This window comes from Duganella sp. GW821-FHT01E12 (assembly GCF_059422325.1).
The window spans coordinates 492,053-517,244 of record NZ_JBWKWR010000004.1; the positions used below are offsets into that span (position 1 = coordinate 492,053).

General features: G+C 66.9%; 19 protein-coding genes. 7 read left to right on the forward strand and 12 right to left on the reverse strand.

Going from position 1 to position 25,192, the window contains the following annotated elements; translation table 11 throughout:
- Nucleotides 1–6 precede the first annotated feature (6 nt).
- On the forward strand, nt 7–696 hold the full coding sequence (locus AC07WS_RS15510) for a response regulator (protein ID WP_117009873.1): 690 nt from the start codon (nt 7–9) through the stop codon (nt 694–696).
- Entirely contained in the window at nt 696–2,009 is a 1,314-nt protein-coding gene (gene phoR, locus AC07WS_RS15515; protein WP_494729947.1) for a phosphate regulon sensor histidine kinase PhoR, read from the forward strand. The genes AC07WS_RS15510 and phoR overlap by 1 nt, the downstream gene beginning before the upstream one ends.
- On the opposite strand, the gene AC07WS_RS15520 is transcribed toward phoR, so the two are convergent.
- The 4 genes from AC07WS_RS15520 to AC07WS_RS15535 form a co-directional block, all read right to left on the reverse strand.
- Nucleotides 2,010–3,185: a right-handed parallel beta-helix repeat-containing protein gene (locus AC07WS_RS15520; protein ID WP_494729948.1), complete on the reverse strand. Its 1,176-nt coding sequence runs from the start codon at nt 3,183–3,185 to the stop codon at nt 2,010–2,012.
- A gap of 250 nt (nt 3,186–3,435) precedes the next feature.
- On the reverse strand, nt 3,436–3,921 hold the full coding sequence (locus AC07WS_RS15525) for a DUF4844 domain-containing protein (protein WP_494729949.1): 486 nt from the start codon (nt 3,919–3,921) through the stop codon (nt 3,436–3,438).
- Nucleotides 3,922–3,925: 4 nt separating this feature from the next.
- Nucleotides 3,926–4,783, reverse strand: a complete 858-nt coding sequence (locus AC07WS_RS15530; RefSeq protein ID WP_494729950.1) for a CPBP family intramembrane glutamic endopeptidase — start codon at nt 4,781–4,783, stop codon at nt 3,926–3,928.
- Nucleotides 4,784–4,839: 56 nt separating this feature from the next.
- Entirely contained in the window at nt 4,840–5,652 is an 813-nt protein-coding gene (locus AC07WS_RS15535; protein ID WP_494729951.1) for a MipA/OmpV family protein, read from the reverse strand.
- Nucleotides 5,653–5,828: 176 nt separating this feature from the next.
- Between AC07WS_RS15535 and AC07WS_RS15540 the strand changes: the two genes are divergently transcribed.
- Entirely contained in the window at nt 5,829–6,491 is a 663-nt protein-coding gene (locus AC07WS_RS15540) for a glutathione S-transferase family protein (RefSeq protein ID WP_494729952.1), read from the forward strand.
- A 7-nt stretch (nt 6,492–6,498) separates the two neighbouring features.
- Here AC07WS_RS15540 and AC07WS_RS15545 read toward each other — a convergent pair whose 3' ends face one another.
- Nucleotides 6,499–7,032: a phasin family protein gene (locus AC07WS_RS15545; RefSeq protein WP_494729953.1), complete on the reverse strand. Its 534-nt coding sequence runs from the start codon at nt 7,030–7,032 to the stop codon at nt 6,499–6,501.
- A gap of 252 nt (nt 7,033–7,284) precedes the next feature.
- Here AC07WS_RS15545 and AC07WS_RS15550 point away from each other — a divergent pair, with 252 nt between their 5' ends.
- On the forward strand, nt 7,285–9,114 hold the full coding sequence (locus AC07WS_RS15550; RefSeq protein WP_494729954.1) for an FAD-dependent oxidoreductase: 1,830 nt from the start codon (nt 7,285–7,287) through the stop codon (nt 9,112–9,114).
- Nucleotides 9,115–9,126: 12 nt separating this feature from the next.
- On the opposite strand, the gene AC07WS_RS15555 is transcribed toward AC07WS_RS15550, so the two are convergent.
- Nucleotides 9,127–10,443: a M24 family metallopeptidase gene (locus tag AC07WS_RS15555; protein ID WP_494729955.1), complete on the reverse strand. Its 1,317-nt coding sequence runs from the start codon at nt 10,441–10,443 to the stop codon at nt 9,127–9,129.
- A 106-nt stretch (nt 10,444–10,549) separates the two neighbouring features.
- Here AC07WS_RS15555 and AC07WS_RS15560 point away from each other — a divergent pair, with 106 nt between their 5' ends.
- On the forward strand, nt 10,550–11,323 hold the full coding sequence (locus tag AC07WS_RS15560) for an alpha/beta fold hydrolase (protein WP_494729956.1): 774 nt from the start codon (nt 10,550–10,552) through the stop codon (nt 11,321–11,323).
- Nucleotides 11,324–11,367: 44 nt separating this feature from the next.
- Here the strand turns inward: AC07WS_RS15560 and AC07WS_RS15565 are convergent, their stop codons facing one another.
- The 6 genes from AC07WS_RS15565 to AC07WS_RS15590 are packed head-to-tail and all read right to left on the reverse strand — an operon-like array spanning nt 11,368 to nt 18,556.
- Entirely contained in the window at nt 11,368–13,161 is a 1,794-nt protein-coding gene (locus AC07WS_RS15565) for an MFS transporter (RefSeq protein WP_494729957.1), read from the reverse strand.
- Nucleotides 13,162–13,172: 11 nt separating this feature from the next.
- Nucleotides 13,173–14,279 carry an N-acetylglucosamine-6-phosphate deacetylase gene (nagA, locus tag AC07WS_RS15570; RefSeq protein ID WP_494730017.1) on the reverse strand — a complete coding sequence of 369 codons (1,107 nt, stop codon included), beginning with the start codon at nt 14,277–14,279 and terminating at the stop codon, nt 13,173–13,175.
- Nucleotides 14,276–15,043 (reverse strand): DeoR family transcriptional regulator, encoded by a 768-nt coding sequence (locus AC07WS_RS15575; protein WP_161087480.1) that lies wholly within the window; start codon nt 15,041–15,043, stop codon nt 14,276–14,278. Before AC07WS_RS15575 ends, nagA begins: the two co-directional genes overlap by 4 nt.
- Before the next feature lie 33 nt (nt 15,044–15,076).
- Nucleotides 15,077–16,432: a D-tagatose-bisphosphate aldolase, class II, non-catalytic subunit gene (locus AC07WS_RS15580; RefSeq protein WP_494729958.1), complete on the reverse strand. Its 1,356-nt coding sequence runs from the start codon at nt 16,430–16,432 to the stop codon at nt 15,077–15,079.
- A 41-nt stretch (nt 16,433–16,473) separates the two neighbouring features.
- A complete protein-coding gene (locus AC07WS_RS15585) occupies nt 16,474–17,433 on the reverse strand; it encodes an ROK family protein (RefSeq protein ID WP_494729959.1) in 960 nt (319 codons plus the stop codon).
- The gene (locus tag AC07WS_RS15590) at nt 17,420–18,556 is read right to left on the reverse strand and encodes an SIS domain-containing protein (RefSeq protein ID WP_494729960.1); all 1,137 of its coding nucleotides are present in this window, start codon (nt 18,554–18,556) and stop codon (nt 17,420–17,422) included. Before AC07WS_RS15590 ends, AC07WS_RS15585 begins: the two co-directional genes overlap by 14 nt.
- Before the next feature lie 270 nt (nt 18,557–18,826).
- On the opposite strand from AC07WS_RS15590, the gene AC07WS_RS15595 reads away from it, so the two are divergent.
- A complete protein-coding gene (locus tag AC07WS_RS15595; protein WP_494729961.1) occupies nt 18,827–22,111 on the forward strand; it encodes a TIM-barrel domain-containing protein in 3,285 nt (1,094 codons plus the stop codon).
- Nucleotides 22,112–22,203: 92 nt separating this feature from the next.
- Nucleotides 22,204–25,182 carry a TonB-dependent receptor plug domain-containing protein gene (locus tag AC07WS_RS15600; protein ID WP_494729962.1) on the forward strand — a complete coding sequence of 993 codons (2,979 nt, stop codon included), beginning with the start codon at nt 22,204–22,206 and terminating at the stop codon, nt 25,180–25,182.
- The last annotated feature ends 10 nt before the right edge of the window (nt 25,183–25,192 follow it).

The following is a 25,192-nucleotide window of genomic DNA, read 5'->3' on the forward strand; positions in this document are numbered from 1 at the left end:
AAGAACATGGCATCTGATAAAACCACCGTACTGATCGTCGAGGACGAGCCAGCCATTGTCGAGCTGGTGACGTTCTCGCTGCGCGAGGCGGGCTGGAACTGCTGCGCCGTGCAAAGCTGCGCCGAGGCCTGGGACTTCATCCAGACCAAGACCCCGCAGCTGATTCTGCTGGACTGGATGTTGCCCGACCAGACCGGCCTGCGCCTGCTGGCGCGCATCCGCTCCGACCGCCAGTTCAATGAAATCCCGGTCATCATGCTGACCGCCAAGAGCATGGAAGAGGACAAGCTGGCCGGCCTCAACAGCGGGGCCGACGACTACGTCACCAAGCCGTTCTCGCCGCGCGAGCTGCTGGCGCGCGCCAAGGCGCTGTTGCGCCGCAAGAGCCCGGAGCACGCCCAGGCCACCATGCGCGCGGCCAACGTGATGCTGGACCCGGTCAGCTGCACCGTGTCGATGGACGAGCAGAAGATCGACATCGGCCACGCCGAGTACAAGCTGCTCAAGTTCCTGCTGGCCCATCCGGAGCGCGTGTTCTCGCGCAGCCAGCTGCTCGACAAGGTGTGGGGCGACCATGTGGTGATCGAGGAGCGCACCGTCGACGTCCACGTGCTGCGCCTGCGCAAGGCCTTGAAAGAGGCCGAGCATCTGATCAAGACGGTGCGTAGCGTGGGCTACATGCTGTCGGAGAAATAATGAATCCAAAATTGGTGTTCTGGGTGCCGGCGGCACTGCGCACGGCCATCATCCTGGCGGCCTGCGCGGCGCTGGGTTGGATGTTCGGCTGGATCAACGGCCTGGTGCTGGCGCTGCTGGCCATGATGGTGATGGTGTTCGTGCAGCTGACCTATTTGTACCAGCTCAGCAACTGGATGGACGATCCGCAAAGCGCCAAGCTGCCCGACGGCTGGGGCGCGTGGACCAACATCTTCTCGCGCCTGTACCGCATGCGGCGCGACGACGAGAAGAACCAGGCCGAGCTGACCGAATGGCTGGCGCGCTTCCGCCAGGCCATGCATCTGCTGCCGGACGGCGTGGTCATCATGGACGACGTGCTGTTCCTGGAGTGGTGCAACCCGGCCGCCGAGAAGCACCTGGGCCTCACGCACGAGCGCGACAAGGGCATGCGCGTGACCAACCTGGTGCGCAGCCCGGATTTCATGGACTACATCATCCTCGGCCGCTACGAGCAGCCGCTGACGATCAGCTTCCGCGAGCGCAAGCTGATCGTGCATATCATCCCGTTCGAGAACCGCCGCCAGATCCTGGTGACGCACGACGCCACCGAGACCGAGCGCATCGAGGAAATGCGGCGCGACTTCATCGCCAACGCCTCGCACGAGCTGCGCACGCCGCTGACGGTGATCGTCGGCTTCCTGGAGATCGCGGCGTCGGAAGGGCTGGACGCGGCCACGCGTTCGGCGCACCTGAAGCTGATGACGGAGCAGGGCCATCGCATGCAGCATCTGATCGAGGACATGCTGACCCTGTCGCGGCTGGAGTCGGTGGACTATCCGATGCGGCCGGAGCAGGTCGACGTGGCCAAGCTGATGGAGCAGGTGCTGCGCGACGCGCGGGCGCTGTCGGCCGGCAAGCACGAGATCACGATGGCGGTCAACGGGCCCGACGTCATGGGCAGCTACGAAGAGCTGCACAGCGCGTTCGGCAACCTGGTGTCGAACGCCGTGCGCTACACGCCGGCCGGCGGCAAGATCCACCTGGTGTGGCGCGAGTTCGATGGCGGCGTGAAGTTCCTGGTGGAGGATACCGGCATCGGCATCAGCCCCGAGCACATTTCGCGCTTGACCGAGCGCTTCTACCGCGTCGACAAGAGCCGCTCGCGCGAGACCCAGGGCACCGGCCTGGGCCTGGCGATCGTCAAGCACGTGCTGCTGCGGCACGGCTCGACGCTGCAGATCAAGTCGGAGGCGGGCAAGGGCAGCACCTTCATCGTCTGCCTGCCGAAGACCGCCATCGTGCACGCCCAGCCGGAGCTGCTGCTGAACTAGTTATGGAGCCGGCACATTTCGAACGATTGTGCGAAGATTGCCCGACATATCCGTGGCTTCTATCACGCCGGATTGCACGCCATCTGCCTTCAGGATTTGCCCGATGATCAATGTCTCATGGCCCGTTCCGGCCAGACGCTCGCGATAAAGCTCCGAGGTGAAGATGATGTTGGCGCGGCAGTCCGGCGCCACGGTGAACTGTGCACGGGCCTCAAAGCGGGGAGCAATGAACATGTTATTCCCCGCAAAATTCAAATTTGCCGCATAAGACAGGCTTTCAAAACCGATATTGTAAAATTTATTTCCATTGAATGGATCTGTCTGGTACGCGCCCTTGGCGGTGGCGATACCGGTTTCTCCCCAGATGCCCCCGCCGGTGATGGTATTCTCGTTGACCCAAGGAAGATCACCATCAACCAGGTTGGGGGCATTGCTGACCTTTCCCGTCATGAGCAGAACACCGACCCTGTTGTGTTGCAGCGCGTTGAATGTGATCCTGTTGTATTGCGTGCCCAGCTTACGTCCTTGATAAGCCGAACCCTGCTGCCCCGTGGCGGTGAGTCGTATGCCGTTGAGAAAGCCCGCTGCGTAATGTACCTTCACTTCCGAAAAAGTGGCATCCTCCAGCGTGATGCCGGAGTAGGTCATGCTTGAATAATCCGGCGCATCGGTCCATTGCTGTCCTTCGATAGTCTCGAGGTCCACCACCTGGCGGCCGCGGATGATGAAACCGTCCGAATTCCGGAATACCAATCTTCCTTTGGACTTGATGGTGAGTACTTTATTCTCCAGCAGGACGATAGGCCTGGAAAACTGATAAATCCCGGGAGGAATAATGATTTCCGAGCCGGATGGCGCGTAAGCCAGAACCTTGTCCATCGCGTCCGAATTATCTGCCGCGCCTTGTTTGAGCCACCATCCGGCGTTGATGGGTCCCGTAACGTAGCGCGTGTACAGCTTGTTGGCGCCATCTTGAATGACAGTGGCCGAGTCGGCTGTCAGACCGGCAGCGGCGGACAAAATGAACAGGCCTTCCTTGCCTGCATCGGTCAAATAGATGGAATTTTGCGCGGTTTTTAAATTTGGCAGGGCTGCCAGGGTGGAAATTGCCTGTCCATATGCAACGGTTGCGGCTGGCAGTAAGGCTGCCATGAGGAAGATTTTACCGATTTTCATTTACAAAACTCCAAAGTTGACGGAGTTGCATTTTATGACTTATTTGCTATGTCGATTCTCTCCAATAGACGCTGTTCTCTATTCGCCCGGCGGCCGCTGCTTCCTTTCCAGTGCGGCCTCGCATACGGCCAGCTGGCGGATCACGATGGCGGTCAACGGCCCCGACGTCAAGGGCGGTAGCTTGATCGTCTGCCTGCCGAAGACCGCCATCGTGCACGCGCAGCCGGAGCTGCTGAACTATGGCGCCCGCTCAGGCGCGCAGGAACCAGCCATACGGAAATCCATAGCGCCAGACGTTCAACAGTTCGGCGCTATCGGCGACGCCGACGATGTCCATGATGCGCTGCAGGTAGGCTAGAAACTGATCGCGTTCTTCCGATTCGCCGCCATCGAATTTTTCCAGCGCGGCCTTGAATGTCTTGAGGACGAAGGAGCGCCGCGCATGGGACGGAAGATCGGCCGCCAGTGTGGCGATGAGCGCATCGACCTCCGCCTGCGAAAGCGACCGCACGTTTTCGTTCCGCGCCCCCGGATAAAAGCGCGGCAGGTCAGGCAGGAATTTCTGTTCCTGCTTCAGCTCGGCGAGCTGGGCCAGCATACGCGGCGTGACGGCGATGTCGTGGTCGGCGAACCCGGTGGGCCATACCTGAAAAAGCAAACCGGAGACACTACTGGCGATAACGGCGCCGACAGCCAGCACGGCCGCAAGCAGTATATTTCTGAAACAGGAAATCATTTAGTCACGGATAGCTGAAGAAGAGGAAATGCACGGCATTGAGCGCGAAGTGCACGAGGATGGGCGCCTCGATGCGCTGCGTGGCGTGATAGGCGTAGGCATAGCCCAGGCCAGCGATCGCGGCCAGCGCGGCGTACAGCGGGCCGCCCGCCAGGTGCGCGGCGCCGAACAGCAGCGCGGAGCAGATCAGCGCCACCCATGAACCGTAGCGCACGCCGGACAGCGCCGACGCCAGCCGCGCCTGCACAAAGCCTCGGAAAAAAGCCTCTTCGGCGACGACGGTAAAGCACAGGTTCACCGCGAGGAAGGTCGGCGTGGCCGCCGGCAGCTTGAACGCGGGATGCACGAAGCCTGCGCCGGTGGCCAGGGCCATTACGACCCCCACGGTGAGCAGCAGCACCGGCCAGGTTTTTTTCAGCACGCCGCCGAACTCGGGCCATGACGTCGCGCGCCGGCAGATGAAGGCCAGCAGGATCAGGCCGACCGCACCCTTATCGAAATTCGCGTATTGCGTGAACGGCTTGCCGCCGGCCGAGAACACGGCGTCCGCGATCACCACCGGGTTGTTAAAGCCCGGCAGCTTGTGGATCGCCAGCGCAAAGGCCAGCGCCAGCGTGGCCGCGCCGAACAGTATCCGCAGATATTTTTGGGAGACGCCGTCCGTCAGCCAGGCCGTGGCGGCGAACAGCGCCAGCGCCACCAGCGCGGGCGCCTGCAGCACGCCGGCCTGCCAGCCGCACAGCAGCGCCACGGCAAACACCGCTTGCCATGGCGCGAACAAAGAACGGGACGAGGATTGAATCCAGACCGCCCCCACGGACAGCGCGAGGACGATAAAGGTGAGTAGTGTGAGTGTCGGCATTACTGAAGGAATCGGTGAATTGAATTTCCTTCAATAATATCATCCGGCTAAGCCGTTTAGAACTTATACCCGAAGCCGGTCATCAGCATCGGCGTGGTCTTGCGCTTGGTCAGCGGGCTGTCGGCGGCGTCGCCGGTCAGATGGGAGACGCCGAGCATGGAGTACATCGACCAGTTCTTGTCCAGCACGTGGTTCCAGTTGACGCCGGCCGTGACGTTGGCGAAGCCGCCCTTGGCGGTGTAAGCCTTGTAGCCGGACGCGGCGCTTTGCGCGGCGGTCACGCCGAAATAGGTCTGCATGTGCTTCTTGTCGGCATACTGGGTCGAGACGCTCATGCCGACCTGGTCGCTGGCGGTGGTGTACAGCGGCATCGACGCGCCCAGGCTGTAGGTGGCGCCGTGTTCGCGGTGCGCCAGGTTCTGCGTGGTGCTCACGCTCAGACCGACGGTGCCGACCTGGTAGCTGGCGCTCAGCGCGACCTGGGCCGAGCCCGAAATGTCGCCCATGCCCTTGAGCGCGTCGGAGCCGTCGAAGGCGTTGCGCTTGTGGTCGGCGCGCGCGCCGCCGTAGCTCAGCGCCGCGCTCAGGCCGACGTTGGCGACTTCGGTCTGGTAGCCCAGGCCGCGCATGGTGCTGATGAAGGCGCCGTTGGCGAAGGTGCGCTCGAAGTAGGGCAGCGGCACCACGCGGCTTTTCTTGGCGCCGGCGTATTCCGGCGCGTAGGCGATGCCCGCGCCCAGGGTCATGCTGTCGCCGGCTTCGGGCGCGGCCTTGGGCGCCGGCGAGGACGGCAGTTCGAGGGCGTCGGCATAGCTGTTGCTGCTGACGGCGCAAAGGGAGGCGAGAGCGAGGGTGACGGCAAGGCGCATGGAAAATCCTGTGGTGTGGTGATTCGGAGGTCCGCCGGCGCATGGTTGGAGGTGGCCCGGCGTATGACGGAGCGCAGTGTCGCAACATTTCCCGTCCGCCGCTATCGGCTTGTCTGAAGTATCATCTGCTGAATTCTTTGGTACCGCGTGGCGGTGCCTGATACCTGGAGCCGACCATGTCCCTGACCCTGTACTACCACCCGCTGGCCTCGTTCTGCCACAAAGTGCTGATCGCGCTGTACGAAAACGCCACGCCTTTCGACAAGCGCCTGATCAACCTGGGCGAGGAGGGCGACCGCGCCGAGCTGGAGGCGATCTGGCCGCTGTGCAAATTCCCGGTGCTGCGCGACCACGAGCGCGGACGCGACGTGCCGGAGACGTCGGTCATCATCGAATACCTGGACCGCTATTTCCCCGGCCCGCAGGACCTGATCCCGGCCGACTGGGAGGCGGCGCTGGACGTGCGCCTGTGGGACCGCTTCTTCGACAACTATGTGCAGGAGCCGGTGCAGACCATCGTCGGCGGCCACCTGAGCGGCATGCAGTGCGACCAGACCAGGGAGCGCACCAAGCTCAAGACGGCCTACAAGATGATCGAGAAGCGCATGGCCACGCGCCGCTGGATGTGCGGCGACGCGTTCAGCATGGCCGACTGCGCGGCGGCGCCCGCGCTGTTCTACGCTGCCACGCTGCTGCCCTTCCCCGAGGAATACCAGCAGCTCAACGACTACTTCGAGCGGCTGGTGGCGCGGCCGTCGGTCCAGCGGGTGCTGGACGAGGCCAAGCCGTACTTCTCGCTGTACCCGTTCGTCGACGACATCCCGGAACGGTTCTTGTAGACAGCCCTCAGTTCTTGTTGCCCTTCTCCTCTGCGCTCTGCATGGAGGCGGGCTGCGCCATCGATCCACTTTGCGCCGCCAGGTTGGCGAACTGCCGCGATTGATCGTGGATCTCCTTGGACACCGCCTTGTGGGTGCGCAGCTGCTGGTCGGCCTGGTCGGCGGCCTTCTGCGTGACCGCCACCGCCAGCTCGGACGCGGTGCGGGCCGCCTGTGGCGCATGCTGCTGCACCACCCGGTTGATGCTGGACTGGAAGTCGGTGGCGATCTGGTTCACTTGCTGCTGCCAGCTTTGCACCTTCTGCATCAGCTGGTCGGCGTCGGGGATGTCGCCGGCGCTGCGCTCGGTGGCCGGGGTCAGCAGCGCGACGCGGCAGGCTTCGGTGGAAGCCTGGAGCCAGTTCCTGCCGAAATGCAGGTTCACATCGGACAGTTGGCGCACCGAGTGCAAGGTTGCGAGGGTCAGGTCGCTGAAGTAGTCGATACGGGCTTCCACGTGATTCTTTGCCGCTGGCGAAATGGTTTCCACAAACGAATTCATGTACTTCTCCTGGTGGGTGTGGGGCCAAACTGGGCGTGCTCGCGCAGGCGCTCTGGCCGGACGCCTGCGCTGTTATCTTCGCAGGTCGGGAAGCTTTTTGCTACACCAGAGCTTGCGGGCATGATTCGTTAAATCTGGCCAACAGATTATCCGCTTCGCCACGCCCTCGTCCGTCTCGCCACATAGCGATGGACCGGCGAACGGCCGCTGCGCTAAGGTGGCGTTGTCCCCATCACACATGAAAGCCACTCCATGAAAAGAAGAAGCTTGCTCAAGTCGGTCGCGGCCTTGCCGCTGATGTCGCTCACGTCGCTGCCGGCCTGGAGCGCAGCGCGCGCGCCGGGCCGCCGCGTGCGTCCCGGCGACGCCGGCTGGCCGTCGAGCGCCGCCTGGCAGCAGCTGCGCCAGCGCGTCGATGGCCGCCTGCTCAAGCTGGAGGCGCCGTTCGCCGCCTGCGCCGGAAACGCGGCCGCGCCGGCCTGCGTGGCCGCGCTGGAGCAGCTCAGCAACACCTACGCGATCGGCGACCAGGCGGCCCTGACCCAGACCAGCGGCTGGCTGGACGCCTGGTCCTCGCAGCCGAGCGCCTACGCGGTGGCGGCGCGCAACACGGCTGATGTGGTGGCGGCGGTCAACTTCGCGCGCGAGCACCACCTGCGGCTGGTGGTCAAGGGAGGCGGCCACAGCTATCAGGGCACCTCGGACGCGCCCGATTCGCTGCTGGTGTGGACCCGCCAGATGAACGAGGTGACCTTGCAGCCGGCCTTCGTCGCGCAGGGCTGCGACGACGCGCCGCAGCCTGCCGTCACGCTGGGCGCGGGCGCGATGTGGATCGACGCCTACGACGCCGTCACCACGCGCGGCGGGCGCTACGTGCAGGGCGGCGGCTGCACCACGGTGGGCGTGGCGGGACTGGTGCAGAGCGGCGGCTTCGGCAGCTTCTCGAAAAACTACGGGACCGCCGCAGCCGGCCTGCTGGAGGCCGAGGTGGTGACCGCCGACGGCCAGGTCCGCATCGCCAACGCCTGCACCAATCCCGAGCTGTTCTGGGCCTTGAAGGGCGGCGGTGGCGGCAGCGTCGGCGTGGTCACGCGACTGACGCTGCGCACGCGCGAACTGCCGGAGACTTTCGGCGCCGTGTTCTTCACCATCAAGGCGGCGTCGGACGAGGCTTACCGCGCGCTGATCGCGCAGGTGGTGGCGTTCTACGCCAGCGCCTTGTTCAACCCGGCCTGGGGCGAGCAGATCGGCTTCAACACCGGCAACACGGTGGACGTGTCCATGGTGTTCCAGGGCCTGGACCAGAAGCAGGCCGAGGCGGTATGGGCGCCGTTCCTGGCCTGGCTGGGCGAGCGGCCCGAGTATGCGCTGGAAAAACCGTTCCGCACGGTGGCGCTGCCGGCGCGGCAGTTCTGGAACCTGGCCTTCTTCAAGAAATATGCGCCGGGCTTCATGCTGGCCGACGAGCGTCCCGGCGCGCCGGCCCACCACGGCGTGTGGAAGGGCGACGCGGCCGACGCGGGCTGGTTCATCCACGGCTACCAGTCGGCATGGCTGCCGGCCGACTTGCTGGCGGCCGAGCAGCAGGCGCAGTTGACCGACGCGCTATTCCGCGCCACGCGGCACTGGCGCGTGGGCCTGCACTTCAACAAGGGCCTGGCCGGCGCCTCGGCCGCCGAGCTGGCCGCCGCGCGCGACACGGCGATGAACCCCGACGTGCTGGGCGCCTTCGCGCTGGCCATCATCGCCGGCGGCGACGGCCCGCGCTATCCCGGCATGCCGGCAGCGCCGGACGCGCAGGATGCGGCAACGGCCGCGCAATCGGCCGCAAAGCGAGGCCGCGAACGGGCCGCCGCCATTGGCCGGGCGATGGCCGCGTTGCGCCAGGCCGCGCCCAAGGCCGGCTCCTACGTGTCGGAGAGCGACTACTTCATCGCCGACTGGCAGCGCGCGTTCTGGGGCGCCAACTACGAGCGGCTGGCGCGCGCCAAGCGGCAGTACGATCCGGACGGCCTGTTCTTCGTGCGCCACGGCGTCGGCAGCGAGGCGTGGAGCGACGACGGCTTCACCCGCAAGGCCTGACGCCGGCCCGCCTCACGGCGCCACTGGAGAAGGGCGGCGCGGCACCAGCAGCAGCTCCTGCTGGCGCCCGCCGATGTAGCGCACGCCGGCCTGGTCGAAGTAGGCGTCTTCCTCCAGCATGATGCGCACCGGCTGCGCGTAGCCCGCGATCTCGCTCGCCGCACTGAGCTCGATCGAGTACGCGGTGCGGTGGCGCAGCGCCTCGTCGCCGGTGCCCGGCACGCCGCCCTGCATGTCCCACATGCCGATGGCGGGACCGGCCGCGTGGCCGTGGTAGCCGATCGGATGGGTGTAGATGATCGGGTTCAGGTTCTCGGCGCGTGCCTGCGCCAGCGCCGCGGCCAGCACCTGGTTGCCGATGCGGCCCTGGCGGAACTGCGCGGTCAGTATGTCCTGCAGGCGGTTGGCGCGGCCGAAGGCCTGCACCAGCGCGGCCGGCGCGGCGGTCTCGCCGGGCTTGAGCACATAGGCATGCTGCTGCACGTCGGTGTTCAGGCGCAGGTAGGTGATGCCGATGTCCACATGCAGCAGGTCGCCCGGCAGGATCACGCCGCCATCCGGCTGGTCCTTGCCCTTGCCCTGGCGCTGGATCTCGACCGACGGATGGAACCAGGTGTCGTAGCCCAGGTCGCGGATCTTCTGGCGGAACCACCACACCACGTCCTCGCTGGTGGTCACGCCGGGCGTGATGACGCGCTCCGAAAAACCTTCGGCGATGATGCGGTGCGTGGCCTCGATCAGCTGCGGGTAGATCCTCATCTCGCTGTCGGTGCGGGTCTCCAGCCAGCGCACCGCCAGCGGCTCGGCCGACACCACCCTGGCGCGGTACTCGGGCGGCAGCGCCTGAAGCAGCTCGGTATAGTCGGTGTGGTCGATGCCGTCGGCGTGGCCGAAATGGCGCGAGGTGTCCAGAGCGATCCGGTGCGGCTTGCGCTGCCGGACCAGCGCCACCAGCGCGTCCCACTGGGCGGGGAACTTCTTCATGTCCCACGCCGCCGCGATGCTGTCGCCGACGTTGTAGCGCGCCACCGCCAGCCGCTCCACGCGGCCGCTGGACGGATCGCGGTGGAACAGCAATATCGTTCGGCGTCGCGCGTTGAGCCACTCGGCCGGCAGCATCGTCTTCAGCACCGGGTCCTCGTTGTATTCGCGCGAGACCACGATCCACATATCGATGCCGGTCTGCGCCATCATATCCGGCAGCAGCGTGTCGAAGCGTTCGGCCAGCAACTGGTTGATCACGGCCGCTTGTTCGCGCAGCGGCAGCACCTGCGCCGGCGCGTGCGCGGCGGCCAGCAACAGGGATAGCGCAAGGAGATATTTTTTCATCCGCTCATTTGACCACAGCGCGTGGCGAAGTCAATCAGCCAGTTGCATGCTTGCCAAAAAAGCATGCCTGCGCTAGGCTGGAGCCATGTCCAAACAAGGAGGAACCATGACCTCGATTTTCTACCTGCATGGCGGTCCCGGAATGAGCGTCGCAGTCGAACGCACGCGCTACCCGCAGGCGCCGCAAGTGCAATGGTGGCAGCAGCCGCCGGCCGCGCCGTGTGCGCCGCATCCCTATCTGGATCTGCTGGAAGCCGCGCTGGTCGAATTGCGCCGCAGCGCGCAGGCGCATGGCGCGCCGATGACGCTGATGGCCAGCTCCTTCGGCGCGCACCTGGCCACCCACCTGGCGCAGCACGCGCCGGAGGCCGTGGAGCGCGTGGTGCTGCTGGCGCCGACATACAACCCCGAACAGGCCGCGCTGCGCTTGGCGCGGCGCGCGCTGGCGGTACACGCAGGCCACGCCGATGCGGACAAGGTGGTGGCGGCGCTGGCCGCCTACGACGCGGCGCCGGGCCGGGCGCGCTTCTGGGACGTGTTCGGCGCGCTGCAATCGCTGCCGGACGTGCCGACGCTGTATTTCGGCCCGAACGCCGGCGATGCGCCGCGCCACTTCGTCGAGGTGCTGCAGCAGCCGGGCGGATTTGATGGCCCAAGCGCGGTCGCCATCTCGGACGATTTCGCCGCCAGTTTCCGGCCACCCGGCCGCAGCGCCTTCAACGGCCCGGTGTCGGTGCTGTTCGGCCGCCACGACCCGATGATCGACGCCGAACACGATGGCCCGATCTGGCGCGCCATCTTCCCGCAGGCCAGCCTGCGCATGGTCGACAGCGGCCACTTCCCGTTGCTGGAAACGTCACTCGAAGCCTGCTTGGAGTAGTCGCCGTCATTCCCGCCTGCGCGGGAATGACGTTGTTTGGCGGCTCAGCGCGAGAAGTACGCGTCGATCTCTTCCAGCGTCTTGCCCTTGGTCTCGGGCAGCAGGAAGGCGGCGGTGAGGAAGTACAGCAGCGCGCAGCCGGCGCCGTAGAAGAACAGCGTGGCGTAACCATACTGTCCGACGGTGGGCAGAAACACCGCCGCAATCACGGTCGACACAAACTGGTTGATCAGCAGCGCCACGCTCATGCCGTTGGAGCGGATACGGTTGGGCATGAGCTCCGACAGCGCCAGCCACACGCACACGCCCGGGCCGACCGCGAAGCTGGCCACGAACAGGCAGATCGCCAGCGCCACCTGCCAGCCGTGCGAGGCCGGCGGCACCGCCGCCAGGTGGGCCTGTTCGATGCGCAGCGGCGCCCCGGCCCCCTCGGCCGGATCGGCGAACGGATTCAGATGCAGGCGGCGGAAAAAGGCGCCGATCACACTGTCCGCCTGCACCGTGTCCTCACGCGCGACATGCAGCAGCGGCAGCGCCGGATCGTCGCTGCGGCGGCTCTGCACATTGGTGAACGGCCCGTAGGAATAGGCGATCGACAGCTGCATGGCCGCGCCGTCGGTCGGGGTGGCGCCCAGCGTGCGCAAGGTCTCCGGGTCGAGACGCAGCTCCAGGCCATCGCCCTGGGCGCGCGCCTGCAGCATGGCGGAGACGTCGCGCTGCTCGCCCTCGACACTGCGGAACAGCAGGCCGGCCGTCACCAGCGCCACCACGATGCCGCCGGTGCCGAGCATCATCAGGAACTTGCGGCCCTTGCGGTCCACCAGCGCCACCGCCACCACCGTCAGCACCGCGTTGAGCACCTTGAGCGCGACGTCGGCCATGTTGGCGGTGGCGCCGGGCAGGCCGGCTTGATTCAAAATCGTGACCACGTAAGCCAGGATGGAGTTGATGCCGGTCGCCTGCGTCAGCGCCAGCACCAGACAGGCCAGCAGGAAGGGCAGCACGTAGCGGCGGCTCAGCAGACGGTCGTTGGCCGCCGCGCCATCGGCCGCGGCGGCGGGCGACAGCGCTTGTTCGATCTCGCGCAGTTCCGCGTCCGCCTCGGCGGCGGGACGGGTGCGCAGCAGCGCGGCGCGGGCCTGCGCGATGCGGCCCTTGCGCGCCAGCCAGCGCGGCGACTCCGACAGCAGCAGCCCTCCCAGCGTGAACACCACCCCCGGCGCAAGGCACATCCAGAAGATGCTGCGCCACGCGTGGTCCTTGGCCGCGAACACGGCGTCGGCGCGCGCCGACGCCTGCAAGGTTTGCGCGGCGGCGGTCGCGGTTTCCACCGCCTGCGCCTGGAACAATCCGATCAGCGCGGCCGCCACCAGGCCGATGGTCAGCAGCAGCTGGAACAGCGCCGCGCCGCGTCCGCGATGGCGCGCGTGCAGGCACTCGGCCAGGTACAGCGGCACCACCACGCCGATCAAGCCGCCGCTGATGCCCTGCAGCAGACGGCCCAGCATCAGCGCCAGGTAGCCGTCGGCCAGCGCGATCAGCGGTATGCTCAGCGTGAACAGTGCGCCGGCCAGCACCATCGCCGCGCGGCGCCCCACCAGGTCCGCCAGCGCGCCGGCGAACAGCGACGACAGCACGGACCCCAGCAGCACCGCCGCCACGATAAAGCCCAGCTGCTGCGCGCTCAGCTTCCACGCCACCGACGCCGTCGACTCCAGATAGGGCAGGGCGCCGGCGATGATGCCGACGTCGATCCCGTACAACAGCCCTCCCATGCCGGCTATGAACAGCAGGAAGCCCATGGCGCGGGCGGGGGCGTTGGACAGGGTGGCTTGCATCGGGACTCCGTTCAGTGGGAAGTAAGATCGATGGCCTGGCCTTCAACGAAGACGGCCACCGGCTGCAGATCGGCATTGAGGACTACGATGTCGGCCCAGGCGCCCGGCGTCAGGCGGCCCCGTTCCGGTTCGCCGATGTAGTCGGCGGGGTAGAGCGACAGGCGGTTGGAGGCGTCGGCCAGGTCCAACCCGAGGCCGACGAAATTGCGCAACGCCTGGTCCATGGTCAGCACCGAACCGGCCAGCGAACCGGTGGCCAGCCGCACGCAGCCCAGGCACTTGTAGACGCGCTGGCTGCCCAAGCCGTACTCGCCGTCCGGCATGCCGGTGGCCGAGGTGGCGTCGGTCACGCCGTACAGGCGCGGGATGGCGCGCAGCGCGGCGCGGATCGCGCCCTCGTGCACATGCTGCAGGTCGGGGATGATCTCGGCGTATTCGGCGTGCGCCAGCGCGGCGCCGGCGATGCCGGGATGGCGGTGGTTGAGCGCCGTCATGCCGTTGAACAGGTGGGTGAAGCCGGCCGCGCCGGCGTTGAGCGCGGCCACGCCGTCCTCGTAGCTGCCGTTGCTGTGGCCCAGCTGCACGCGGATGCCCATTTGCTTGAGCATGGGGATCAGCGCCAGGTGGCCGTCAACTTCGGTGGCGATGGTCAGCGCGCGGATCGGGGCCAGCTCGTGGTAGCTGCGCACCAGCTCCAGGCTGGCCACCGCCACCGCGTCGGCCGGCTGCGCGCCCAGCTTGTGGATGCTCAGGAACGGGCCTTCCAGGTGCACGCCCAGCACGCGCGCCGCGCCGTCCGGGCGCTCGGCGATCACGCCGGCCAGGCCGGTGAGCGCGCGGCGGATCGAATTGTCGGTGGCCGTCATGGTGGTGCCCAGCAGCGCCGTGGTGCCGTGGCGCGCGTGGCTGCGCGCCACCGTGGCGCCGGCGTCGCCGCCCTGCATGATGTCGACGCCGGCGGCGCCGTGCACGTGCAGGTCGATGAAGCCGGGCAGGATGGTCAGGCTGGCGTCTGCGCCGGCGTCTGCGTGGATGGATTGGATGCGCTGGTCGAAGGCGATGCTGCCCGTGATCCAGCCTTGTGGGGTAAGGATTTTGCCGCTGATTGACACTTTTATTCCGCTATCAGGAGTTCGATGCCCGCCGCCAGCAGGCCGTCGCGGTATTCCGCGCTGATGCTGGCGTCGGTAATGACGGTGTGGACGCGGTCCAGCTGCACGATGCGGTGCAGGCTGACGCGCCCGAACTTGGAGGCGTCGGCCAGCACGATGATCTTCTTGGCGCGCTCCACCATCTTGTGGTTCAGGCTAGCCTCGGCCTCGTGGTGGGTGGTGACGCCGAATTGCAGGTCGAGGCCATCGACGCCGAGGAACAGCTTGTCGAAGCTGTAGGCCTGCAGGCAGGCCTCGGCCTGCGTGCCCTGGATCGACAGCGACTGCTTGCGCAGCAGGCCGCCCGTCAGTATCAGGTCGACGCCGGGGGCGTCGGCCAGCTCCCAGGCGATGTTCAGGCCATTGGTCATCACCGTCACGTTCTGCGCCTCGTGCAGGTGGCGCGCCAGCGAGATGGTGGTGGTGCCCGAATCGATGATGATGTTGTCGCCCGGCTGCACCATGCGCGCGGCCCAGGCGCCGATGCGCTCCTTCTGCTCGTGGTTCAGCGCGTCCTTTTGCGGAATGGTCTGCTCGGGCGGCGGCGTGCGCGCCAGCGTGGCGCCGCCGTGGCTGCGCGTGGCCAGGCCTTGCGATTCGAGCGCACTGAGGTCGCTGCGGATGGTGACGGCGGACACGCCCAACTGGTCCACCAGCGCGGCCACCTGGACCGAGCCGTGACGGGTGAGCGCCTGCAGGATGGAGGCGCGGCGTTGACTGGTATTTCGCATTGTTCTGCTGTCAGATGATCAAAGATGTCGAGCTTAACAGATCGCGGCCGCGCTGCCAGCAGGCGCGGGGGCATTTGACGCGGAATCGTGCGCGGTGTTGCGGTCGCAGGCGCGCGCATATTGCGCCAGCACGCGGCCGATTTTGTGCTCCAGCAGCGCCTCGGCCCTGGCGGCCAGCTGGCCTTGCAGCACCTGCAGATACTGCTCCGGCAGGTGTTGGCTCAGCAGCGACAGCGGGATCGCCAGCGCATCGAGGTTGGTGCACAGGCGCTCGACGGCGGCCGTCACCGCCGGCTCGCCCCAGTAGTAGCGGCAGCGGTCACTGAGGCCGTAGCGGCGCAGCAGGCGCTGTTCGGCGCTGCTGCCGGGGTAGTGTTTGGACCAGTGCTTGGGCTGCGCCAGCATGGTCTCGTCGAGCACCTGCATCAGGCGCGAGGCCTGGCCGGCCGGCACCAGCTCCTCCTCGATGCGGCACAGCGCCTGCAGGCCCTCGCGCAGCGCGAAGGTGGCCGCCGGGCCGACCTTGAGGATGGCGAAGTGGTCGCGCACCATTTCGTGCAGCGCCGATTCGCGCTGGTAGTCGGTGGAGTGGGCCTCGAACACCAGGCCAGGCTGGCCGGCCACGAAGGCCGACAGCGCGACCGCCTGCGCCGCGTCGTAGTGCTGGATGTGGGTGTGGTCGAAGTCCACGCCCGGCTGCACCACCATCGCGATCACGCGGCGCCAGGCGTCGTGCAGCTCCATCGCGAAGAAGGCAAGGCGATGCACGTCCAGCGTGCGCGCGGCGGCCTTGGGCGAGGTGACCGCGCCGGCCTGCGCCAGGTTCGCTTCGCCGCCGGGGATAGGCACTTCGGTGCCGATCACGTACACCGGCGGCGGCAGGCCGGCCTGCGCGGCCGCCTGCTCGGCCACCGCGCACAGGCGCGCCGAGCGCGCGGCGATGGTCTCGTCGCTCAGGTGCTGCGGATCGTCGGCGCAGCGCATGCTGCAATCGAGGTGGATCTTGTGGAAGCCCGCGGCGGCGTAGGCGGCGATCAGCGTCTCCGCGTGCTGCATGGCGGTGGCCGCGTCCAGTCCCTGCCAGGCGTTGGGGCCGAGATGGTCGCCGCCCAGCACCAGCCGCTCCAGCGGGAAGCCCTGGCCCTGCGCCAGGTTGTGCACATAGTCGCGGAAGGCGGACGGCGTCATTCCGGTGTAGCCGCCGAACTGGTCGACCTGGTTCGAGGTGGCCTCCACCAGCAGCACGGTGCCGTAGTCGGCCGCCACCCGCATCGCCGCGCGCAGCACGCTCGGATGGCTGCAGCACACGCTGTACAAGCCGACGGCCTGGCCGCGCCGGTGGGCGGCGACGATCTGCTGGACGGGGGACAGGGATTCGGTAGTTTTCATGGTCGCTTGCTTGGTCGGTTGCTTGATCGGTCGATGACGGATCAGGGGTTGGGGAACTGCTGGCGGGCGAGCAGCGCGGCGCCGCGCGCGCCGCCGGCGTCGCCGAACTTGGGCGGCAGGATGGGCGGCACGCGCACGCCGGGGAACAAGTGGCGGCGCATCGCGGCCGGCAGCTGGTCGTACAGGTGGGCCAGTTGCGACAGGCCTCCGCCCAGCACGATCGCGTGCGGGTCCAGCGTCAGTACCAGCGTGGCCAGCGCGTGGCCCAGCAGGTCGGCGTGCAGCGCCATGGTCCTGGCGGCGATGGCCGAACCGGCGCGCGCCTGCGCCACGATGGCCGCCGGCGTTTCGTCGCCGCCGCCCAGGTGCAGATGCAGCCGGCTCATGCCGGGGCCGGAGACGTAGCGCTCCAGGCAGCCGCGCCGTCCGCAAGGGCAGTCGAGCACCGGCAGCGCGGCGGCGGCCGATGGCGGCGACAGCTGCGCGGCCGGCAGCGGCCAGTGGCCCCATTCGCCGGCCACGCCGTTGGCGCCGCGCAGCAGGCGGCCGTCGACGCAGTAGCCGCCGCCGGCGCCGGTGCCGATGATGGCGCCGAACATGGTCGGCTGGCCGTGCGCCGCGCCGCCTTGCGCCTCCGACAGCGCGAAGCACTGGCAGTCGTTGCCGATGGCGACCGGGCGCTCCAGTGCGTCCTTGAGCGCGTTGGCCACGGCGCGGCCGTTCAGCGCCGGCACGTTGGAACTGAGCTGACGCCCGGTGGCGCTGTCGATCACGCCCGGCAGGCCAACGCCCACCGGCGCCCGCAGGCCCAGCGCCTTGTCGGCGCGGCCGACCAGGCCCTGGATCGCCAGCAGGAACTCGGCGAAATCGGTGCCCGGCGTGGCGATGCGCTCGCGGTGGACCTCTTTCAGTTCATGGCCCGCTTCGGCAAACGCCACCAGCTCGATCTTGGTGCCGCCGATGTCGATGCCGTGATAGCCGCGTGGTTCAGAATTCGTCATGGCGGTAGATGGTGACGCCCTGCACGACACGGTTGACGGTGCCGCCGGCGAAAGGATTATCGGGACGCAGCTGCAGCAGCGCCGACTGGTGCAGCGCATACTGCTGCGCCATCAGCAGCCACAAAGGCGCCAGCCACGCATCGGGCCAGGCCGGCGCATCGATGCCGATGTCGGCGCCGGCGCCCACGGTCAGGCAGCGGCCCGCCACCTGGTCGCGCTGGAGCTCGAGCAGCAGGTCGTGCTCATAGCGGCGCGACAGCGGATCGGAACTGCGGAACAGCACCACCAGCGTCTCGGCGTTGAGCGCGGCCTTGGGGCCGTGGCGGAAACCGAGCGCGCTGTTGGCCATCGCCAGCACGCTGCCGGCGGTCAGTTCGAGGATCTTGAGCGCGGCCTCCTTGGCCAGCGCTTCCAGCGGGCCGCTGCCCAGGTAGACCACGCGCGACACGCGCTGCGCGGCCAGTTCCGCCACCGGCGCCGACCACGCGGCCAGCGCCTGCTCGCCCAGCGTCGCCAGCGTGTCGAGGCGCTCCGGCTGGAAGTCGGGATCGAGCACGCACAGCGCCGCCAGCAGCATGCAGGTGAAGCTGGAGGTCATGGCGAAGCCGCGGTCGCAGCTGGCGGCCGGCATCATCAGGTTGAAACTGGCGGCGTCGCCCTCGGCCTGCGTGGCCAGCGCGCCGTCGGCGTTGCAGGTGATGTTGAGGAAGCGCGCGGTCGGCACCATGTCGCGCACCAGCTGCACGGCCGCCGTGCTTTCCGGGCTATTGCCGCTGCGGGCGAAGGACACCACCAGCGTCGGCGCGCTGCGCTCCAGGTACAGCGCCGGATGCGTCAGCAAACTGGTGGTCGAGATGGCGCGTACCTGGCACGGCCAGGCCGCGTTGATTTCGTCGGCGATGATCTCGCCCACATAGGCCGAGCTGCCGGCGCCGGTCAGGATCACGCGCTGCTGCGGATTGCCCAGGGTGTCGCCGAGGAAGGCGGCGATGCTGTCTTTTTCGGCGGCGAGATGCGCCGCCAGTTCGCGCCAGAGGGCTGGCTGATGGACGATTTCTTCGGCGGTATCGAGGCCGCCGATATCGCGCCAGGCTTGGGGGGCACGCTGGAGTAGGTTGGTCATCGAAAGAATTAGTCTGGTTAGGTCATCGAAAGAATAAGGTTTAATTTTCGAAATGTCAAATTCGAAAGCGAAAAGAAAGTTATGGCATCGGCGCAACAACGTCTGTTGTACCAGTTTTGCCACGTAAACGAAAGTTTGTTATTCGATCAACTATCAATACGAAAGATTTGCCGCATATTTTTAAAATTTTCGCTTTCTTTTTGTTGACCTGCTTTGTTTTTATTCCTAGAGTAATTGCATCGCAACGGTTTTTCTTTCGAGAAGCAAACTATGAAACAGATTTTCGCCACCGCCGCCTTGCTGGCCAGCGCCCCCCTGCTGGCCGCCCCGATCGGCAATTTGCGCACCGTCACCGCAGGCGCCGGCCAGCAGTGGGACCTGCTTACCGACACCGGCGCCCACATACAGGTTAGCCTGCCGCGCGCCGACGTGCTGCATATTTGGGCCGGGCCCAAATCCGGCCTGACCGGCGCCGGCGACAAGGCCGCGCCCATCGTCGTCGCCACGCCGGCCGCCACGGTGGAGCACAGCGTCAGCGAGCAGACCGACCATATCCTGATCCGCACGCCGGCCCTGAGCCTGCGCATCGACCGCAAGCCGCTGCGTTTCAGCCTGTTCCGCGCCGGCGACGCCCAGCCGCTGTGGCGCGAGATCCAGCCGCTGGAACTGGGCGACAAGCAAAGCGTGCAGACGCTAAGCAGCGACAAGGCCGAGCGCTTCTTCGGCGGCGGCCAGCAGAACGGCCGCTATGAATTCAAGGGCAAGCAGCTGCAGGTGTCGTACTCCGGCGGTTGGGAAGAGGGCGACCGTCCCAGCCCCGCGCCGTTTTTGATGAGCTCACGCGGCTGGGGCATGCTGCGCAACACCTGGTCCGACGGCAGCTACGATCTGCGCCAGAACGACCAGATATCGCTGGAGCACGACGAGGCGCGCTTCGACGCCTACTACTTCGTCGGCAAGGATCTGCGCGACGTGCTGGCCCGCTACACCGAGTGGACCGGCCGCGCGCGCATGCTGCCGCGCTGGGCGCTGGAATACGGCGACGCCGATTGCTACAACGACGGCGACAACGTCAAGAAGCCGGGCACCGTGCCCAAAGGCTGGAGCGACGGCCCGACCGGCAAAACGCCGGACGTGATCGAGAGCGTGGCGCGCCAGTACCGCGAGCACGACATGCCGGGCGGCTGGATACTGCCGAACGACGGCTACGGCTGCGGCTATTCGGCGCTGCCGGAGACGGTGCAGGGCCTGGCCAAGTATGGCTTCCGCACCGGCCTGTGGACCGAGAACGGCGTCGAGAAAATGGCGTGGGAAGTCGGCACCGCCGGCACCCGCGTGCAGAAGCTGGACGTGGCCTGGACCGGCAAGGGCTATCAGTTTTCGCTGGACGCCAACAAGTCGGCCTACGACGGCATCCTGAATAACTCCGATGGCCGTCCGTTCATCTGGACCGTGATGGGCTGGGCCGGCACCCAGCGCTACGCGGTCACCTGGACCGGCGACCAAAGCGCCAGCTGGGACTACATCCGCTGGCACGTGCCGACGCTGATCGGCTCCGGCCTGTCCGGCCAGGCCTACGCCACCGGCGACGTCGACGCCATCTTCGGCGGCAGCCCGGAGACCTACACGCGCGACCTGCAGTGGAAGAGCTTCACGCCGGTGCTGATGGGGATGTCCGGCTGGGCGGCTGCGGAGCGCAAACATCCGTGGTGGTTCGCCGAGCCGTATGTCAGCATCAACCGCCGCTACCTGAAGCTGAAGATGCGCCTGACGCCCTACATGTACACGCTGATGCGCGAGACGGAGCAGAGCGGCGCGCCGCTGGTGCGCGGCCTGATGTGGGACAACCCGGACGATCCGGCGGCCTACACCGAAGCCTACAAATACCAGTACCTGCTGGGCCGCGACCTGCTGGTGGCGCCGGTGTACCGCAGCCAGGCGGTCAGCCAGGGCTGGCGCCGCGCCATCCACCTGCCGCAGGGCCGCTGGTTCGACTACTGGGACGGCCGCCAGGCCACGGCCGGCAAGGGCGGGCGCGATATCGACCTCGCCGTCACGCTGGACAAGCTGCCGGTGTTCGTGCGCGCCGGCGCCATCCTGCCGATGTACCCGGAGATGCTGTACGACGGCGAAAAGCCGAAGGACGTGCTGACGCTGGACCTGTATCCGCAAGGCGCCTCCGAATTCACGCTGTACGAAGACGACGGCAACACCCGCAAATACCAGGAGGGCGCCTACAGCCAGCAGCTGATCCGCATGAACGCCGCCGGCGACGGCGTGCAGGTCGAGGTCGAACCGGTGGTGGGCAGCTATGCCGGCCAGCCCGCGCGCCGCGCCTATGCCTTGCGCATGTTGTCCCGCCAGCGTCCGGCCGCCGTCAGCACCGGCAGCGCCGTGCTGCCGCCGCTGGCCGACCGCGCCGCCTTCGACGCCGCCGCCGAAGGCTGGTACTTCGACGCCGCCGAGCGACTGGGCACGCTGCACGTCAAGACGGCCAGCCAGGACATCCGCCAGCCGCTGCGCTTCAACGTGCAAGCCGGCGCGCCAACGGTGGCCGACGACGCCTTCCCGTCCGCGCCGGTGCTGGGCCGCGCCATTCCGGCCGACGCCATGATGGTGATGAATCGTCCGTCCGAGGAAACCGGCTACCCGCTGGAAAACGCCTTCGACAACAACCCCGCCACCTGGTTCCGCACCACGCGCAGCCCGGCGGTGCAGGGCGGGCCGCACGAATGGGTGATCGGCTTCACCGAGCGCCGCCTGATCGACGGCATAGAGATCGCACCGCGCAACGACCAGCACTGGCAGCACGGCCAGATCCGCGACTACGAGATCTACATGGGCGACAACAACGGCGACTGGGGCCAGCCGATCAAGCGCGGCCAGCTCAAACTCCAGAAGGAAGCGCAGACCATCAGCTTCCCGCCGGCCGCCGGCCGCCTGCTGCGCTTCCGCGTCATGAGCACGCAGAACCCCGAAGGCGACGGCGCCTCCGCCACCGATCCGATGGTCACCGCCGTCGGCACGCCGGCAGCGCGCGCCTACAACGCCGCCGTGCCGAGCGAGGTGCAGCCGGTCACGCTGTCCGAGTTCCGCGTGATGGCCTACCAGCCGAAGGAAGGCCCGGAAGTACAGCAGTTCCTGTCCGACCTGGCCTTGCCCAAGGGTGTCAGCCGCGACCAGCCGGTCCACGGCAAGGAGATGCGCATGAACGGCCTGTGGTTCCGCAAGGGCTTGGGCGTCGGCCCATCCAGCCGCGTGGACCTGCAATTGTCCGGCAACTGGAACCTGCTGCGCGCCGACCTTGGCGTGGATGACAGCTGCCGCAGTGCGGGCGGTTTGCAGTTCCAGGTCTGGAGCGGCGAGCGGCTCCTGTACGACAGTGGCCTGATCGCCGCGCCGGCCGTCGTCAAGCCGGAAATCGATGTGCGCGGACTGAGTCAACTCAGCCTGCGCACCCTGGGCGCGCGCGGCAGCAAGCCGGCCCAGGTCTGCGGCAACTGGGCCAACGCGGTCCTGATCGGCACCGAGGGCAGCACCGTCCGGCCACACTGACCTCACCTCAATTTTTACAAGAAAGAGCCCCTCTTCGGATCGGGGAGGGGCTGTTGCAGCCTCAATAAACCACTAATAACAGGGAGACTATGATGCACATGAAAAAACTGGTGGCCGCGATGGTGGCGGTGGGTCTGGCTTCGGCCGCGTTGGCAGCCGACGATCTGGACGAGCAGGGACAAAAGAGCGCCAAGGAGGACAAGATCCCTCGGGTCGAAGTGACCGGCTCCAGCCTGAAACGCATCAACGCCGAAACCGCGTCGCCGGTGCAGGTGATCGACGCCAAGCAGATCGAAAACATGGGCGCCCGCACGCTGCTGCAGGTGCTGGACAACCTGCCGGCCGCGCGCCCCGCCCAGCAGGACTTCCGCTCGATGTTCACCGGCTCCGACGGCGCCTCGCAGGCGAACCTGCGCGGCCTGGGCGCGCAGGGCACGCTGGTGCTGCTGAACGGCCGCCGGCTGTCGTTCTACGGCGCGCCGGCCGGCTTCCAGACCATGTTCGTCAACATCGACGCCATCCCGGCCGCCGCCATCGAGCGCATGGAGGTGCTGACCGACGGCGCCTCGGCCGTCTACGGTTCGGATGCGGTGGCGGGCGTGATCAACGTGATCACCAAGAAGAGCTACAAGGGCCTGGAGGCCCGCGCCACCGCCGACACCTCGAGCAACGTCAGCGCCTACGGCGAGCGCCAGGCCAACGTCATCTACGGCCTGGGTGATTTGAACAGCGACGGCTACAACGTCTACGGCTCGGTCAACGTCTACCAGCGCGACCGCATCGCGCTGGCAGACACTTACCTGAAGCGCCCCGACTACTTCTACGTCAACAACCCAACCTTCGTCTCCGGCATGCGCATCGGCACCGGCAGCGAGCCTGGCGTGATGAATCCGGGTACGCTGTTCGTCTTCGATAAATCCAAGAACAACGCCCGCACCCAGCGCGCCGTCAACGGCTGCAACACCTCCATCACCGAGGCCGCCGGCAGCCGCTGCGTGTGGAACACGCTGCCGTACCAGCTCGACACCGGTCCCACGTCGGATCGCGTCACCGGCTACCTCAGTGGCCGCATGAAGCTCGGCGGCGACCTGGAAGGCTTTGCCGAAGCGGCCTACACCCACATCAAGCTGCGCGGCGAGAACGGCCCGCGCAGCTTCAACAGCGGCAGCACCAGCAACTGGTTCGCGCGCAACACCGGCACCACGCTCAACACCTTCGTCACGCCGTACCTCGGCCCGAACAACGTCTACCTGAAGGGCAAGCTCGATGCCGACATGGCGGCCAAGATGGGCGGCGCCGCAGGCCTGAACTACATCATGCTCGACGCGCCGGGCCACTTCGGCCAGACCAACGAGGACGACAACTACCGCGGGCTGGTCGGTCTGCGCGGCAGCATCGGCGGCGGCTGGGACTTCGAGACGGCGCTCAGCGTGGCGGGTAGCCACTCGACGCTGTACCAGACGATTAACATCAACACACAGGGCTTCGCCAAGGCCTTCGGCCCGTTCACCACCGACGCGGCGACCGGCCGCACCTACATCGCCGACAACCCGGCCTACAAGTTCGGTGAAATCAGCGACGCCAATGGCGCGCTGCTGCGCGCAGCCTATCCGACCTTCGACATCCAGTCCTGGACCAAGTTGATCACCTGGGACGGCAAGATCGAAGGCACCATCGCCAAGCTGGGCGAACGCGAAGTGCGCGCCGCCTTCGGCGTGAACCTGATGCGCGAGAGCTTCTACACGCCCGGTAATCAGGACGCGGCCGACGGCCACATCACGCAGCAGGGTGGCTCCTGGTTCGACGGCCAGCGCAACGTGGCCGCCGTGTTTGGCGAGGTGGTGGTGCCGGTCACCGACACGCTGGAAGTGAACGCCGCCGCGCGCCTGGACAAGTACCCGAACTTCGCCGCCAACCTGGCGCCCAAGATCGGCGTGCTGTGGCGCGCGCGTCCCGAGGTGATGGTGCGCGGCACCTACTCGGAGGGCTTCCGTGCGCCCAACCTGGCCGAATCGGGTAGCGGTGGCGTGTTCGCACAGGTGGGCGGTATCCGCGACACCGTGCGCTGCGACGAGACCAACGCGATGGCCAAGGTGCTGATGAAATCCGTCTCGCCAGCCGAGGTGGAACTGGGCAAGAACCTGCTCAATTCGAACTGCTCGACCACGGTCGGCGGCCTGACGCCGCCCAACCCGTCGCTGCGCCCGGAGAAGGCCAAGATATCCACCGCAGGCCTGGTGCTGCAGCCGGTGAAGGACGTCAGCATCTCGGTCGATTACTGGTTCGTCTATCGCCGCAACGAGATCGTGCGCCAGGACTTCAACGAACTGTTCACGCAACTGGTGGACAAATACGGGCCGACGCTGGCCGGCACCGCCGCTGCGATCCGCAATCCGATCTCCGATGCCGACCGCGGCAACATGGCGGCGGTCGCCGCCATGTGTAACAACCCCGCCAACGCTGCGGCTTGTTCCGGCGGCGTGCCGAAGTACTCGGTCGGCAACCTGGGTGGCCTGATCAACTCCTACTCGAACCGCGGCCGCACGCTGCTCGACGGGGTCGACATCGATGCCCGCACCCGCTTTTCGCTGGGCGAGTACGGCAAGTTAAACACCGGCGTGTCGGCCACCATCCGCCGGCGCGAGACCTACAACTCGGAAGACGGCACCGGCTTCACCGGCAACGTGGTCGGCTTCTACGACTCGCCACGCGTGCGCGCCACCTTCAATGCCGATTGGGCGTACCGCAACTTCGTCACCAGCATGTTCGTCAACTACACCGGCAAGACCAAATGGGCTTACGGCCCTTGGGACAAGGACAACACGCCGGAAAAATGCACTGCCGCCTCGGTCGCACTTCCCGAGAACCTGTGCGGCGGCGCGCCGTCGTACTACACGGTCAACCTGGGCTTGAACTGGAAGCCGATGAAGCACCTGGAGCTGGGCCTGAACATCAAGAACCTGCTGAACAAGCAGCCGAGCTACGATCCGAACGGCTGGGAAGGTTATAACCACAGCCAGAACCTGTTCGGCCGCATGTACTCGTTCTCGGCGAACTACAAGTTCTTCTGACCCGCTACAA